Source organism: Shewanella sp. 10N.286.52.B9 (genome assembly GCF_002873635.1).
Classification (GTDB): Bacteria; Pseudomonadota; Gammaproteobacteria; order Enterobacterales; family Shewanellaceae; genus Shewanella.
In genome coordinates, this window is record NZ_MCTY01000004.1 from 1 (window position 1) to 14845 (window position 14845).

Sequence of the window (14845 nt, forward strand, 5' to 3'; positions counted from 1 at the left end):
GACAGTGATGAAGTGTCCCTTGATGTGGGCTTTTACTATATGGCTAACGCCATGGGGCGATTAATCGGTACGGTATTATCTGGGCTAGTGTTTCAGTTTTATGGTCTAGAAGCCTGCTTGTGGATCTCGGCGGCTTTTGTTGCCATCGCAGCAGGGCTATCGACCAAGTTACCTGTGACCAAACTGAGCACGCACTAATTTACGCACTAATTAATAGTCACAATTATTGCCGACAGTGATGAAGTGTCCCTTGATGTGGGCTTTTACTATATGGCTAACGCCATGGGGCGATTAATCGGTACGGTATTATCTGGGCAGTGTTTCAGTTTTATGGTCTAGAAGCCTGCTTGTGGATCTCGGCGGCCTTTGTTGCTATTGCAGCAGGGCTATCGACCAAGTTACCAGTGACCAAACTGAATACGAACTGATTTATCGTTACAGTTACCGCTGTGCTATTTAATGGTCATTCTAAATAAAAAGCCCGTTTAACGGGCTTTTTCATCTTCATCTATCTTATTTGAATCATTGTTCTTGTTTGAGTACTTCGAAAGTGAAGCATTTTGGGGCTAATTTTTAACGTTTTTTAGTGTTGTAAAATTACTTAATTGTAATAATTTGATCGGATAAAGTGACATTTTATTCTGTTTGAAATCACGCCGATATTGATTCAGTTGGTCACCCTTGTGAGGTTGATGTTGGTGATGTTTTTAAGTTGTAATTTGATTGCTGCCTGTCTGCTCCTTGTGAAAGCGCTATTTAGGCTTTGTGTTGTTATTTATAAGGCGTTGTCAGGCTTTTAATCGTCTAATAAAAATAATCATCCCGACTGGTATCTATTGCTTGAGTCCGTGCCATTGCTCGCTAAACTGCTCGTATCGTAGAGTTTAGTGAGTTAAAAATGTATGGATGTTTTCATCAGTTTACTAGGCATGTGTGCCTTGATTGGTTTAGCTGTTTTACTGTCAGAACGAAGAAAGGCTATTAACCTAAGAACGGTTATCGGTGCGTTAGCATTCCAAGTCGCCTTTGGTGCATTTGTAATGTACGTGCCAATGGGTCAAACCATATTGGATAGCGCTTCTAATGGCGTGATGCACGTTATTAGCTACGGCAATGAAGGCTTAAGCTTCGTGTTTGGTGACTTAGCCAAATTCAGTGTTGGATTCATCTTCTTAATTAACGTGTTATTTATTGTGGTATTTATTAGCTCGCTCATCGCCGTGCTGTATTACCTTGGCATCATGCAGCTGTTTATTGGCATTATTGGCGGCGCATTATCAAAAATACTTGGCACTAGCCGCGCTGAGTCCTTATCGGCAACCGCCAATATTTTTGTGGGACCGATTGAAGCCCCTTCAATGGTGCGTCCTTTTGTAAAACACATGACCCGCTCAGAGCTATTTGCAGTGATGACTGGCGGTTTAGCCTCTGTTGCTGGTGGCACCATGATTGGTTATATCCAAATGGGTGTTGATATTAAGTACGTGCTGACCGCTGCCTTTATGACTGCACCAGCAGGACTGTTGTTTGCCAAAATTATGTGGCCAGAAACTGAAACGCCTCGCAATGACATTGGTAAGGTCATGGATGAGCAAGAAGACAAACCGAGCAATGTACTTGATGCTGCCGCCAATGGCGCAGCGATGGGCATGCAACAGGTGATGATGGTTGCTGCGCTACTGATTGCATTTGTGGGATTGATTGCAATGGTTAACGGTCTTATCGGTGGCGTAGGTAGTTGGTTTGGTATTGCAGATCTAACGCTACAAGCCATCTTAGGTTACTTATTAGCGCCACTTGCATGGTTAATGGGTGTGCCTTGGTCTGAAGCGACCCAAGCGGCTTCATTTATCGGCCAAAAAATGGTGATTAATGAGTTTGTTGCCTATCTCGACTTCTTAAAAGTGGCTTCAGAGCTGTCGCCAAAAACCCAAATTATTATCAGTTTTGCCCTTTGTGGCTTCGCTAACATTGGCTCACTCGCCATGGTGATTGGCGGTTTAGCGGCATTGTGCCCAGAGCGTCGTCATGACCTAGGTGAAATTGGCATGAAAGCCTTAATTGCCGCTGCACTAGCAAACTTAATGAGCGGTACTATTGCCGGTTTATTATTTAGCTTAGCCGGCTAATAACCTTAATTTTTTACGCCTGCTTATCAGTAGCAGGCTTTTTATTGGAGTAACACATGACCCCACATATTAATGCCCCAGAAGGTGCTTTTGCTAAGACAGTTTTAATGCCTGGCGACCCTCTACGTGCTAAATATATTGCTGAAAACTTCCTTGATAACCCTAAGCTAGTGACTGATGTTCGTAACATGCTGGGTTATACCGGTGAGTTTCAAGGTAAGCCGATTTCAGTGATGGGTTCTGGTATGGGCATTCCGTCAATCTCTATCTATGCTAAAGAGTTGATCACCGAATACGGCGTTGAGAACATTATCCGTATCGGTTCTTGTGGCGCTGTGAGCGATAAAATTAAATTGATGGATGTGGTTATGGCAATGGGTGCAAGCACAGACTCAGCGGTTAACCGTTCGCGCTTTGCTAATACCGATTTTGCTATGATTGCTGACTTTAACATGTTGCGTTTAGCGGCTGATGCAGCTGATAAACAAGGTGCAAGTTACCATGTCGGTAACCTATATTCTTCTGACTTATTTTATAGTGCAGATGAAGAACGTTACGACCTAATGGAAAAGTACGGCATCTTAGGCGTTGAAATGGAAGCGGCTGGGCTTTACGGCGTCGCTGCGGAATACGGCGCTAATGCATTAGCAATGATGACAGTGACCGATCATTTAAGACAAGGTTTACACTTGAGCGCTGAAGAGCGTCAACAGACCTTGAATGACATGATCAAGCTGACATTAGAAGCGGTAAGCCATTTAGACTAATGATGATAAGTGCTTACCTGGATGTAAACGCTAGGTGAGACTGCTTGTTAGTATGAAACCGTTATGCCACCCAATACCTTATGGTAATGGGCGGCATTTTTTATGGGCTTTATCAGCAGCGGGTCGATTAGCTTGTTAAGCGATGACTTGAATAACGCAGCGACTTAATAGACTTTATTTCATGGTTACCTTGCCGCCAATCATCTTAAAGGCAGGGGTACCACGAACCAAGGTGTCTCTGGCAAAAGTGCTTTCACATTGCGGACATATACATGGGCTGGTGGTGTAATCATTTACAATGCGCTCTTTAAAGCATTTTACTAATGCGCCTTTACCCCCTTTGCGGTACTTAAAAAGTTGGGTTTTACATTTGCCACAGAAGATATCGACAGTGCGACTAGGGCCTTTAGGGTTGGGTTTTGCCATTAAAGTCTCATTCAGTAAGGTTAGCGACATCTTTTAAGCTGCTAATTGAGAAAGTGTGCAACGCACTTAGGTGCTATTTTAATGCTTGTTGCTGTCACTTATTATGAGTGCAGTGCTGTCAAACTTTTTGAATATTAATTAAGTGTATTTTACACACATAACAGCTTTTTGAGGTGGTTTGAAAGTGACTTTGTTTAATCTTCGTGAGTGAAATCTCTCTCTAAATAGTTAATAAATACTACAATTGGGTGGTTGTGGTGAAAGAGTAACTACTCTTAACTGTCATAATGTAATAATTATTTGTGTTTTTTCTTTAAGATAAAATGTGTGAACTCACTCACTTAAACTTGATATACTCCTGTTTTTTATCGTTTTATTTTATTTTTGGTTTTTGTTGAAAATGAATCTAAATCATAAAATGCGACTGCAAATAAAATAGCCGAATAACTATTATGTGTTTGATCACACATTTGCTATATTGTAGTACAATTAAATGGGGCTTTTAGATTATAGTCAACTCAAGCGTATTAGATTAAGGTTGAACAATGGAACTTAACACGATTGTTGTCGGAATATATTTCTTATTCCTGATTGGTATTGGTTGGATGTTTAGAACGTTCACTAACAATACAAGTGATTACTTCCGTGGCGGCGGAAACATGCTGTGGTGGATGGTTGGTGCATCGGCGTTTATGACGCAGTTTAGTGCTTGGACCTTTACCGGTGCTGCAGGTAAAGCGTACACCGACGGTTTTGCCGTCGCAATATTGTTCTTAGCCAATGCCTTTGGCTACCTGATGAACTACCTCTACTTCGCTCCTAAATTCCGCCAACTTCGCGTTGTTACCGTAATTGAAGCCATTAGAATGCGCTTCGGTAAAGTTAACGAGCAAGTGTTTACTTGGACTGGCATGCCAAACAGCGTTATTACCGCGGGTATTTGGTTAAATGGTTTGGCTATTATCGCCTCTGGCATCTTTGGCTTTGACATGACCACCACCATTATCCTAACGGGTCTTGTGGTATTAGTGATGTCAGTGACTGGTGGTTCTTGGGCGGTTATCGCCTCAGACTTCTTGCAAATGCTGGTGATTATGGCCGTAACCGTTACTTGTGCGGTAGTGGCAATTATTCAAGGTGGTGGCGTAAATAACATCATTGAAAACTTCCCAACTGAGTCATTCATTGTTGGTAACGACATGAACTACTTGAGCATCTTTGCTATGTGGGGTGTGTTTATCTTCTTAAAGCAGTTCAGTATTACCAATAACATGCTGAACTCATACCGTTACCTTGCTGCAAAAGACTCTAAAAATGCCCGTAAAGCAGCATTGTTAGCGTGTATTTTAATGACCATGGGCCCATTAATTTGGTTCATGCCAAGCTGGTTTATAGCTGGTGAAGGGGTTAACTTGGCACTGGCTTACCCAGATGCAGCTGGCAAAGCCTCTGATTTTGCTTACCTTTACTTTGTAGAAACTTACATGCCTGCAGGTATGGTTGGGTTATTGATTGCGGCCATGTTTGCAGCAACCATGTCTTCTATGGATTCTGGTCTGAATAAGAACTCAGGTATTTTTGTTAAAAACTTCTATGAGCCGATTGTTCGCCCAACAGCGAACGAGAAAGAGCTAGTGGTGGTTTCTAAGCTAACCTCTACTTTCTTTGGTGTTGCGATTATCTTGGTGGCATTGTTTATCAACTCGCTCAAAGGGTTAAGCTTATTCGATACCATGATGTACGTGGGCGCCTTGATTGGTTTCCCGATGACTATCCCTGCTTTCTGTGGCTTCTTTATTAAGAAAACGCCGGACTGGGCTGGTTGGGGTACCTTAGTTGTCGGTGGTTTTGTTTCATTCTTTGTGGGCTTTATTATTACCCCAGAAATGATAGAAACTGCGTTTAACTTAGACAATCAGTTAACCTCTCGTGAGTGGTCAGAGCTTGTGGTTGCCATTGGTTTAGTGGGTCACTTAGTGTTTACTGCTGGCTTCTTCGTGGCATCAACATTGTTCTACAAGCCATTAACTGCAGAGCGTCAAAAAGATGTAGATAAATTCTTCGAGAACCTTGATACACCGTTGATTTCAGAAGGTGAAGAGCAGCAGAAATTAGATAACAAGCAACGTAAAATGCTCGGTTCACTGATTTCGGTGGCAGGTATTGGGATCATGTCGATGTTCTTCATTCCTAACGAAATGACCGGACGCTTTATCTTTATCTTGTGTGGCGGCATTGTACTTACCGTGGGTCTAGTGTTGATTAAAGCGGTAGACGACAAGATTGAAGATGCAGCCCTTGAGGCAGAAGCAAGCAATAGCTAAGCTTTAAATATGGTTAGATTGAACCGTTAACTCAGTTCCCTACAAAATGTTGACCATGAAAACCACCTAGTTATCTAGGTGGTTTTTTTTTGGCTATTTGCCAATGGGAAATTGAGTTTTTCAAACTTGGTTTGCTGATTTAAAAAGATTAACGTTGTAATTAGAAGTGAGTGTTGGCCATTAAGCCTACTCGTTATTTCGATTTTGATTTGCTAGAGTACTTATTAATCAATAGCTTTGCTGAATGTACAGTCATTGGCTGGCTATAAACGTTATGTTCTAAAGGGATTTAGATGCAAAGAAATAATTTACTTATTGTTGCTGCGTACTTAAGCTTTTTCGCTGCGTTATTACACATCGGCTGTATTTTCGGCGGGCCGGATTGGTACCGTTTTTTCGGTGCTGGAGAGGGGATGGCGCAGATGGCTGCAGCTGGTGACTCATACCCAACGATAGTCACGCTTATCATCGCTGCTATTCTAGCGGGCTGGGGCTTTTACGCCCTATCTGGCGCTGGGGTTATCTTCAAGCTTCCTCTATTAAAAACCTGCTTAGTCTTAATCTCCGCAGTGTATTTAGTGCGCGGTATTGCAGGGTTAATTGTACCGTTTTTCACATCCGATCCCCTGGTGCACCAAAACTCGCTAACATTTTGGGTTGTCAGTTCTGTCATTTGTTGTATTTTCGGTGCTTATTACCTGCTGGGCACAATAAGGTTATGGCGATAGGTTTTTAGTTATCAAACTTCGTTTGCAGTTTAAAAAATCAAGATCTCAAGCTCGAAATTAACGATAAATGCTAGCTAATGAGTGTTATTTTTAGCCAAAAAAAGCCAGCTTGTAGCTGGCTTAGTTACTGACTTAAATGACCCACAACACTACTGTTTCAAGTTCAGCTTATAAAAACTCACTTGGGTGTAATCTCCTGCGGCGACGCCGTTGTTAGTGCATCCCGTGCCCCAAACTGGGTGCGCAGTACCTTGATTACATTGGTTATAAGCACCGGCTTTAAAGTACATGTTGTCGCTGCCATAACCTTGGTCAATGGGGTGACCTGGGTAAGGCTGACTTAAATCGGTTTTAAATACCTTGGTTTGGGCGGCATCAGTACCGGGATTTTTGACAAAGGTTAGCGTCATCAAGCTGCCAACAACATTGACGTCATAGCTAAATAGCTCCCCTAGCTTGATGCCATCAATAGGATCGTCACTTTGCTTGGTTAACGTATCGCTGCCCCAAATTGGAATAGGGATATCGTAGCGTTGGTCTATATCTGCTGGGTAAACTTCATAGTTCCAAAACAGTGAACCATATTCATGGTTTGGCATTTTGCGGTAGTAAATTTTAAGTGGTTCAACTTTACTTGATCCATGAATTTGGCCAACCACCACCGAGTGGGATGGGAATTTACTGTCATCGCCACTAACACTAACCCAATCAACCGCAACGGTGGCACTTAACTGGCCGCCGATAGCGCCATAAGCTTGCTTGTTAGGGTGAGTATCAATGACAAAGTTATTGCTTGGGTGCTTGGGGTTGACCTTGGTCCCTTCACCATTGAGCATGATCCGCAGTTCAGAGCGGGCATTGGCGCTGTTTTTAGTAGTGGGTGCTGTGTTAGGTGATGCCATTACCATGGCGCCAGTTTCAGGGTGGCTGTAAAACCAAAAGTGGTTAGTGTACGGGCGCACGCTATCGTTAAGTTCATCCACTTCAATTTCCATTACTTGACCTTGGCGCGCAGGGCGATGATCAGGAATAGGCAGATTGATTTTCATTTGCGATAAATCAAAATTTTGCGCAGGTGCCAGCGTCGGGCTTAATGCTTGGCTGAGTTTGGCTTTGTAGGCTTGCTGCTGAGTGGCTAAGTCTGTGGCGGCATAGGCGCTTGAACAAAGCCCTATTGTCATCGCTGTAGCAATGGTAGTTTTTATTAAACGGTGTGGCATCTTGCCTCCTGTTTGACACTATAAATAACACACCCAGTAGCGTTTGCGACTGGGTGTTAGGATTTTATTAATGATTATTGCTTGTGATAAAGCAGCTCAATGTCACGCTGCTCCCACACTTCGGCTAAGTTCTTTTTAACGCTGAACTGGCTAAAGTCGGTGTCTTTGGCAAGCTTTATCCACTCAGGTTTATTCAGTGACTCACCGGCTTTTAAGTAGATGCTAGTCATGCGCTCAACGCGGCGACGGTCATCTTTTTGTGAGTAAGGCCATTTCACTGCGGGATCATGGTAGTTGGCCATTAACTGGATACCTTGAGCCATCGAGCCGCCTTTGTCGTTTTCATAGTTCCACAAATCAACCCCGACTTTTTCACCGAGTTCAGCAATGCCCACTAATGGCACAATACTGAAATAGTGGTAATGGTAGGCACGAGTACGCTCAATCTCATGGGGTTGTGAGCCGTCAGCTTCAAACTGGGTATCAACCCGCATTTTTCCTTTTTGCACCATCTGTTTAGTCAGGTGATCATTACCAATAAAGTAAGCGATGCTGGCCACTTGGAAGTCATACCAAGTGCCATGGTTATTAGCCGCTGCCGCCTCACCTTTAGGGCCGCCAGACAGATCATCAACAATTAGCCAATCTAAGTACTCGCTGTACCACTGCTTAATTTGCTGCTCATCTTGTTCAGTCCAATGCTTTGATTGCGACAAAATAGCAATGGCATCTAGCATTCTGTCGGCAAGGGTGCGGGTATCAATAATACCGCCTCGACGTCCTTCTGCTCTGCCGGGAACCCCTTGACCGTAATTGACGTTAGGGTTCATTTTAGTGGCTTCATTCAAGAACCATGTACGCACAAATTCGATGCCTTTTTTGGCATAGGCTTCATCTTGGCTAAAGTAATACGCTAAGGCGACCGCGCGGGTTGAGCGGGTAAAGTTACCAATGCGTCTAGAGTCAGTTTCTGTGGTTTTTGAGGCTGGGTTGGTTTTGCCATCGTGGCGGATCCACGGCAAACCATCAGCTTTGGTTTCATCTGGCCACCAATAAGGGCTGATACTCATGTAATCATGTTTGTCGCCACTTGGTGGAGTCATGCCTTTTTCAGCCACACTAAAAGGCGCTTGTTTCATGGCGATGTCGGCTTCTTCAAGCAAGCGTTCATAAGCTTGCTTCATTGAGGCGCTAGCATCTTTGCTTTGAAGGATGGTGCGATTTTGCTGCAAAACATCTTCATTTAAGAACACAAAATCGGCGGCTTGTACTTGGTGACTGAGTGCTAATGCACTTATAAGTAGTGCAATTGGGCGTAGGGTCATTTGGGTCACAATATCATCCTTCATAGAATTTGTTATAAAGATTAAATAATACAAATAGGGTAGTTGTCTAGCGGTTTCGATGCTGTGATCCAGATCTTATTGTATTGTGTTAATGGCAAACTATTGCGCCATTTGCTACTAACTTAGGTTTATTTGGTTTTTAATTAATGGTTTGAGTGTAGTCTTATATGGCGTCAGCCACTGCTTATATAAGGTTTATAGTAAATAGTGCTGCTAACCCTTATTGTAAATTTGTCATACATTAATGCGGCGTTTGGGCTGAATGGAATTAACGCTTATAAGTTAATGGCAGCCTTATATTACGGCTGCCATTTACGTTTAACGCTACTGGTGCTGGATTGTGATCTTGTCAAATGACACTTCAAAAATCTGATTTTGGTAGTCTTCGTCAGGTTGGATTTGCGGATAAATTCCAGCTTTGAAGTAGTAAGTCTCCTCTAACCAAGCTTCTGTTAAGCTGTAATACTTACCGTCTTTTGCCAGTACAGGCTCGCCCCAAGCTAGGGTTCTTGCTGTGGTGGTATTATTGATCTCAGTGGTGATTGTTAATCCTTGCTGGTTGGCCACAATGTCATAGTGCCACTGAGTACCGGCATCCACTGTGCCTAGTTCAACACTGAACGACTGGCAGCTATCACAGCTGTCGTTATTAGGGGCAAAGCTATCGTTCAAAATGGCGCGGATTGGTTTGTTTGGTCCATCCCATTGCAGTTTAACCAGTGCTTGTTTTATTTGATAAGCGTGGATTTGGCCGACAATCACTTTAGGATCTTGGCCATTTATCTGTGGGTATTGCTCTATGCGCAGGCTGCTTGATAGTTGATGTTGTTGATTTATAGCCCAGTTTTGATTGCTGCTACTGCAAGGGTCTTGGGTTTGATAGTGATATAGCTCTCTTAATTCTGAACGTACATAAGATGAATTGATGGTAGTCGCGCCACTATCACCTAAGTTGACCTGAAAATACATGCGCTCATCACTGTCATCAACCCAGAAGTAGGGTTCGTTGGTGTCGTTTGATAGTCGAGTTTTACCGCTACAATCAGCTGGAATTAGCTCTGCGGCAGAGTCGCCACCCGTGCCGTAGTAATCATCTTTACTCACAGGTAGGGTGAGTTTCCATTGATCTATGTTCCAGCTGCAACTTTCACATTCTTCGGGCGGAACCGTTTCTTCGGGCGGAACCGTTTCTTCAGGCGGAACCGTTTCTGAACTGCCACCTCCGCAAGCAATTAGCATAAAAATAACACTGGTTAAAAGCGGCACTGATGTCTTTTTAGTCATTTTTTATCCAAATCCCCTCTAATTAATAAATAATACAATAGATCCAGTGCTTTTTGATTGCTATTATCCGAACCATAAATGTGACCCGCGTCAAAAAACAAGATTAACGTTTTTTGACTTAAATGGTCAAGTTTTTTAAGTTGCTGTTTTTTATGGTTTATATTGTTTAATTTTGATTGTTGCACTTTTGATAATAAAAAAGTTTAAAAAAGTTTGCGCAATATCACAGATATGATACGACAAAAATAAAACAATAACATAATACAAATAAGGGGACGATTTAATGAAGATTAGCTTAATTGCAGGTTTAGTTACGTTAAGTTTACTGGGCGGATGTGCCACCGAAAACTATTCAAAAGTTGATGAGGGTACACAGACTAATAAGGTCGCAATAGACAATATTGTTGCTCACGAAAAAGCAGTGATTACTTCAGGCTCAATCAAGGCCATTGATAGCGCAGCGTTAAAAAGCAAGCTGGCTTCACTTGCTGATGGGGAAGAGTTAATTCTTGAACCGGGCAAATATGCTGATTTAGGTCGTCTCGATATCACCGCGAGTAACGTTGTTATTAAAGCAAAAGTACCAGGGCAAACTTGGTTTACCGGCTTAGTGCAGCTAAACCTTGTGGGTAACAATATTACCCTCGATGGTGTGGTCTTTACCGAAGGTGGCCCTGCTGAGCGTATGGGCGGCATCACTTTCCGCGGTAATAACAACACTCTACAAAACTCGATGTTTTACTTCTTCAATGATAAATACGCTTATCAGCCAGATTCTAAGCGTGATGAATATCCAAAGTATTTATGGTTATCGCTTTACGGCAAAAACAATCAATTATTGAACAACACCTTCGAAGGTAAGCATAAACGCGGCACCTTGATAGGTATTCAGAAAGCTAAAGGTGACGAAACTGCAGATAACCATGTCATTAAAGGTAATTTGTTTTATGACCAAAAGCATAACCAGTATGAAGAGTTCGATATTAGCGATGCGATCCGTTACAACTCAAATAGCTGGGAAGCCATTCGTGTCGGCGATTCAAAAAGCTCAATCTATCCATCAAAAACCACCATTGAAGGTAACCTATTTTACGAGTGTGATGGTGAAACAGAGTTAGTGTCATTTAAGTCAGCTGGCAACGTGCTACGTGGTAACACCATTATTAACAGCGCTTCAATGGTGTCATTGCGTCACGGTATCAATAATGTGGTTGAAGACAATGTCATCCTTGGTAATGGCAAACGTTACTCAGGTGGTATTCGTTTATATGATGAAGGCCATACCATTCGTAACAACTATATTGAACGAGTCATGGGTACCGGTAATGTTCGTGGTGGCATCGCCATTAATACAGGTATTACTGATGTTCAAAAAGGCGAACGGTTAAGTCAAGACGTCAAAGGCAAAGGTTTAAACAAACAAGCGACACCAAACAAGGTGTTAATCGAAAACAACACTGTGATTAACTCGCGTCAAAACGTCTTATATTCAGACAAAAAACACCGCGTAAGCCTCTATGACAATCAAAAAGTATCGACGGTATTTGCTGGTGTCGATATGACCTTTAATAACAACTTATCTTACGCCGCAGTGAAAAAGTCTTTAGCCCTAAAAGGTAATGATGAAGTAGCTAAGCTGGTTAACCCTACCTATAACAACGAAGTCTATTTTGGTCCTATCCAAGCGGTAGATTTACCAGCAGAAGGTATTAGCACTGCTGAGCCAAAGCTTATTGTTGCACCGAATGGTTTGCTTGAAGCGGCAGATTTAGATGTGGGCGCGAAGGGCTTAAAAGTACTGACCATGGCAGATGTTGGTGCCAGTTACACAATCCAAAAGTAATGCAAAAAAGAATTCGATTAAAATAATAAACTTAGAAAAAAGGAAGTTGTATGAAACTTAATAAATTATCGTTATTTATTAGTGCTGTTTTCGCTGTAACAACGCTATCTGCCTGTGATTTTTATGATAAGCCGATAACTGAAGATCCAACAGATCCTACTGATCCAACAGATCCAACCGACCCAATTGAACCGGTAGGGGATTTAGTCCCTGATTTGGTATTTAGTGATGCTGATTTGAGCACTCTTAAAGCGGCTATTGACGGCGCGACTGACGTTAATGAAGATGGTCAAATCGTTATCTTATTAGATAATACTGCCAGCTTTAGCGGTTTAAGCAATTTAGTCTTAGACAGTGAAACCCCATTAGTATTATTAGGTGGTGAACCGACTTATGATGGCCTAGAAGGCTCTGAATATGGCGCGGCGGCACAAATTACAGGTGGCGAAGGTTGTGTGGTTATCTCTGCTGATAACATTCAGTTACGTAACATTACTTTTAAAGACGTTACTCCAATCTGTAAAGACAGTTCAACCACCACCCTAATCAACGTAGGTACTTCATCATCAATGGGTGAGGCTTATGAAACCGTTGAGAGTAAGCCTGCTGGCGTGGTGTTATCACAACTGACCATTGATGGTGAAAACCTTGCATCAAATGGCCAGGATGATCCATTAGATTGGATTATGGTGCGCGGTGAAGGCACTCAAATCATCTATAACGCCTTTACTAACAAACCGACAGAAGAAGGCTCTTTCATTACTGTTCAAGGTACGAGTTCATCACATAAAGATGTGGTTATTAGTCACAACCATTTCAGCAACTTAGCCCTTGATAACCCTTTTAGCGGCACCAATGACGTGTTTGCGATTCGTTTAGGCACTTCAAGCTCATCTAAAACAGACTATGTGACCAATACACTCATCAGCGACAATCTATTTACTGACGTAAATGCATCACGCCGGATGATCTATGTGCGTTTAAGTAGTAACACTATTGAAAATAACACTTTTATTAGCAGCAATGGCTTTGTGTCATTAGAAGGTGGTGAAAACAACACTGTAGCTAGCAATATTATGATCAACGATGGCTCAGGTGAAGATGATGGTAAGTACGAAGCGGGTATTCGTATTATCTCTAAAGGCCACACAGTGACTAATAACTATGTCTACAACAATAGCCGTTCTAAAACCGGTAATGAAGTGGGCGCTATTTCAGTACTAGATGAAGAAATCGATGCTGGCGTAACGCTCAAAGCCCCATCAACAGTTGCTAACAACACGATTGTGAGTGCCAAACAAGGTTTCATCTTTGGTAAATCTGGTGCATGTACCGATGACTCAGTGGTTAATCTTACCGACAACCTAGTGGCAAACGGTGTTGACGGTGTTGATTCTAGTGACAAGGGTGTACGTGATGACTGCTTACTTGGTGAAGGTTCTACTTGGTCTGGCAACATGTTTGCGGTAACCACGTTATCAAGCAATAGTAACTACGAAGAAGTGACAGGAGAGCGTGAAAACTTAGGTAATGGCACTGCTGAATTAACAGAATCTGCTGAAGATTCAAAATTATTCCTTGCAACTCCAGAAGGTAATGTTGCTGGTAAAGGCGCAACAGGCTTAGTGATCCTTACTGAAGCAGAGGTTGGCCCAGAGTCAGCTGAATAAGCTTGCGTTATTAACTGGATTTGATTAAAAAAATAATTAGGAATATCAGAATGAAAAAGTATTTAGCAATTGCTGTTTTAGGTGCCTTAAGCTTTAACGCTGCAGCAGAAGATGATGATAATCTACGCCCTGGTAAAAGTACCATTGCCATTAAATGGGAACATAAACTGCTTGATGGTCGTACCGACCGCCCTAAAGTCGAGTTTGGCCATCGTATGCGCAACGGCTTTAAGTTTGGTGTTGAACAAGCGTGGCAATATGATCGCAGCAAGTCTGAAAAAGAAGTGGGTTTTGCCCCTGAGCAGTACGAGTTGACATTCAAAACAGATTATCAAACGCGTTGGGGCGATAATAACGAGCACCAGGCGGGCCCAGTATTAGATTATCAAACCAAAGAAACTGCCAACAGTATCCGATTTGGTGGTTACTATGGTTATAAAATTAATAGCGATTGGCAGGTAAAAGTGCGTGCACGTTATAGTCAGCACCTTGACCGTATCTCACTAAAAGATGATCCGGCCGATAGCTACTACCGCGATGACAAAAACAAAGAAATGCGTTACGACATGTGGCTGACGTACCGTTGGGATAACTTCCGCTTTGTTTATAACTTGATCCACTATAGCAAAATCTCATCATACAAGAACGACAGTGGTGTAGAGCAGCATGTATACAGTAATGGTGATCGCAGTTTATTTGAGCACGAGTTTACCGCGAACTACCGTTTCCCACATGCGAAAAAGCACACAGTATACGGTAAATTTAAGCTGAAAACTGAGATGCTTAAAGACAGCCATATGGTAGAAAACAGTGGTTACGATTGGTACGGTAAGCGTGATAACGCTATCGAGCTTGGTTATAAATACAGCTTCTAATGTTTAGCTGTTAATTTAATGAATAAATAACTATTGGGATTTTATCTAATTCCTTGGTTTTTAGTGATTAATTAACAAGAAGTCTGACTTGAAATGCTGCTTTGTCCTTGGTGACAGGCAGCATTTTTTTTACCCTTAACACTGAAATAAAGATTATTTTTGATTTTTGTGAGCTTGTCAGTATTAACTATGAACAAGGATTAAGTATTAATCTTCAATTAAGGTTATTATAA

At 42.2% G+C, this 14845-nt stretch carries 11 protein-coding genes and 2 pseudogenes; 9 read left to right on the forward strand and 4 right to left on the reverse strand.

The features are described 5' to 3' along the window. The 4 genes and pseudogenes from BCU91_RS00475 to deoD form a co-directional block, all read left to right on the forward strand. Nucleotides 1-198, forward strand: a pseudogene (locus BCU91_RS00475) (hypothetical protein); the annotation flags it as partial. Between the two features lie 30 nt (nucleotides 199-228). Next, nucleotides 229-428 (forward strand): annotated as a pseudogene (locus tag BCU91_RS20465) (hypothetical protein); the annotation flags it as partial. Nucleotides 429-902: 474 nt separating this feature from the next. Beyond that, on the forward strand, nucleotides 903-2129 hold the full coding sequence (locus BCU91_RS00485; protein WP_102520260.1) for a NupC/NupG family nucleoside CNT transporter: 1227 nt from the start codon (nucleotides 903-905) through the stop codon (nucleotides 2127-2129). 56 nt (nucleotides 2130-2185) lie between these two features. Continuing rightward, the gene (gene deoD, locus BCU91_RS00490; RefSeq protein ID WP_102530671.1) at nucleotides 2186-2896 is read left to right on the forward strand and encodes a purine-nucleoside phosphorylase; all 711 of its coding nucleotides are present in this window, start codon (nucleotides 2186-2188) and stop codon (nucleotides 2894-2896) included. A gap of 174 nt (nucleotides 2897-3070) precedes the next feature. On the opposite strand, the gene BCU91_RS00495 is transcribed toward deoD, so the two are convergent. Beyond that, on the reverse strand, nucleotides 3071-3322 hold the full coding sequence (locus BCU91_RS00495; protein ID WP_102475883.1) for a hypothetical protein: 252 nt from the start codon (nucleotides 3320-3322) through the stop codon (nucleotides 3071-3073). A 545-nt stretch (nucleotides 3323-3867) separates the two neighbouring features. Here BCU91_RS00495 and BCU91_RS00500 point away from each other — a divergent pair. Both BCU91_RS00500 and BCU91_RS00505 read left to right on the forward strand, forming a co-directional pair. Beyond that, nucleotides 3868-5646, forward strand: a complete 1779-nt coding sequence (locus BCU91_RS00500) for a transporter (RefSeq protein ID WP_102436358.1) — start codon at nucleotides 3868-3870, stop codon at nucleotides 5644-5646. Nucleotides 5647-5939: 293 nt separating this feature from the next. Then, complete coding sequence (locus BCU91_RS00505; RefSeq protein ID WP_102436356.1) at nucleotides 5940-6374, forward strand: hypothetical protein; 435 nt, start codon at nucleotides 5940-5942, stop codon at nucleotides 6372-6374. A gap of 149 nt (nucleotides 6375-6523) precedes the next feature. Here BCU91_RS00505 and BCU91_RS00510 read toward each other — a convergent pair whose 3' ends face one another. The 3 genes from BCU91_RS00510 to BCU91_RS00520 form a co-directional block, all read right to left on the reverse strand. Next, nucleotides 6524-7594, reverse strand: coding sequence for a polysaccharide lyase family 7 protein (locus BCU91_RS00510; RefSeq protein WP_102530672.1), 1071 nt, complete (start codon nucleotides 7592-7594; stop codon nucleotides 6524-6526). Nucleotides 7595-7668: 74 nt separating this feature from the next. Further along, nucleotides 7669-8919: an alginate lyase family protein gene (locus BCU91_RS00515; RefSeq protein ID WP_102475882.1), complete on the reverse strand. Its 1251-nt coding sequence runs from the start codon at nucleotides 8917-8919 to the stop codon at nucleotides 7669-7671. 345 nt (nucleotides 8920-9264) lie between these two features. Next, nucleotides 9265-10224, reverse strand: coding sequence for a polysaccharide lyase family 7 protein (locus BCU91_RS00520; RefSeq protein WP_102436352.1), 960 nt, complete (start codon nucleotides 10222-10224; stop codon nucleotides 9265-9267). Nucleotides 10225-10507: 283 nt separating this feature from the next. On the opposite strand from BCU91_RS00520, the gene BCU91_RS00530 reads away from it, so the two are divergent. Genes BCU91_RS00530 through BCU91_RS00540 form a run of 3 tightly spaced genes read left to right on the forward strand, consistent with a single transcriptional unit; the run spans nucleotide 10508 to nucleotide 14612 of the window. Then, nucleotides 10508-12067, forward strand: coding sequence for a polysaccharide lyase 6 family protein (locus BCU91_RS00530; protein ID WP_102530674.1), 1560 nt, complete (start codon nucleotides 10508-10510; stop codon nucleotides 12065-12067). Between the two features lie 50 nt (nucleotides 12068-12117). Next, entirely contained in the window at nucleotides 12118-13737 is a 1620-nt protein-coding gene (locus BCU91_RS00535; RefSeq protein ID WP_102475848.1) for a chondroitinase-B domain-containing protein, read from the forward strand. 50 nt (nucleotides 13738-13787) lie between these two features. Then, on the forward strand, nucleotides 13788-14612 hold the full coding sequence (locus tag BCU91_RS00540) for a hypothetical protein (RefSeq protein WP_102436346.1): 825 nt from the start codon (nucleotides 13788-13790) through the stop codon (nucleotides 14610-14612). Nucleotides 14613-14845: the final 233 nt, after the last annotated feature.

Excerpts from the sequence above, each read along its gene's own strand:
- deoD (WP_102530671.1), top strand. The coding sequence starts at position 2,186 with ATGACCCCACATATTAATGCCCCAGAAGGTGCTTTTGCTAAGACAGTT.
- BCU91_RS00515 (WP_102475882.1), bottom strand. The coding sequence starts at position 8,919 with ATGACCCTACGCCCAATTGCACTACTTATAAGTGCATTAGCACTCAGT.
- BCU91_RS00540 (WP_102436346.1), top strand. The coding sequence starts at position 13,788 with ATGAAAAAGTATTTAGCAATTGCTGTTTTAGGTGCCTTAAGCTTTAAC.
- BCU91_RS00500 (WP_102436358.1), top strand. The coding sequence starts at position 3,868 with ATGGAACTTAACACGATTGTTGTCGGAATATATTTCTTATTCCTGATT.
- BCU91_RS00530 (WP_102530674.1), top strand. The coding sequence starts at position 10,508 with ATGAAGATTAGCTTAATTGCAGGTTTAGTTACGTTAAGTTTACTGGGC.
- BCU91_RS00485 (WP_102520260.1), top strand. The coding sequence starts at position 903 with ATGGATGTTTTCATCAGTTTACTAGGCATGTGTGCCTTGATTGGTTTA.
- BCU91_RS00535 (WP_102475848.1), top strand. The coding sequence starts at position 12,118 with ATGAAACTTAATAAATTATCGTTATTTATTAGTGCTGTTTTCGCTGTA.
- BCU91_RS00495 (WP_102475883.1), bottom strand. The coding sequence starts at position 3,322 with ATGGCAAAACCCAACCCTAAAGGCCCTAGTCGCACTGTCGATATCTTC.
- BCU91_RS00520 (WP_102436352.1), bottom strand. The coding sequence starts at position 10,224 with ATGACTAAAAAGACATCAGTGCCGCTTTTAACCAGTGTTATTTTTATG.
- BCU91_RS00505 (WP_102436356.1), top strand. The coding sequence starts at position 5,940 with ATGCAAAGAAATAATTTACTTATTGTTGCTGCGTACTTAAGCTTTTTC.
- BCU91_RS00510 (WP_102530672.1), bottom strand. The coding sequence starts at position 7,594 with ATGCCACACCGTTTAATAAAAACTACCATTGCTACAGCGATGACAATA.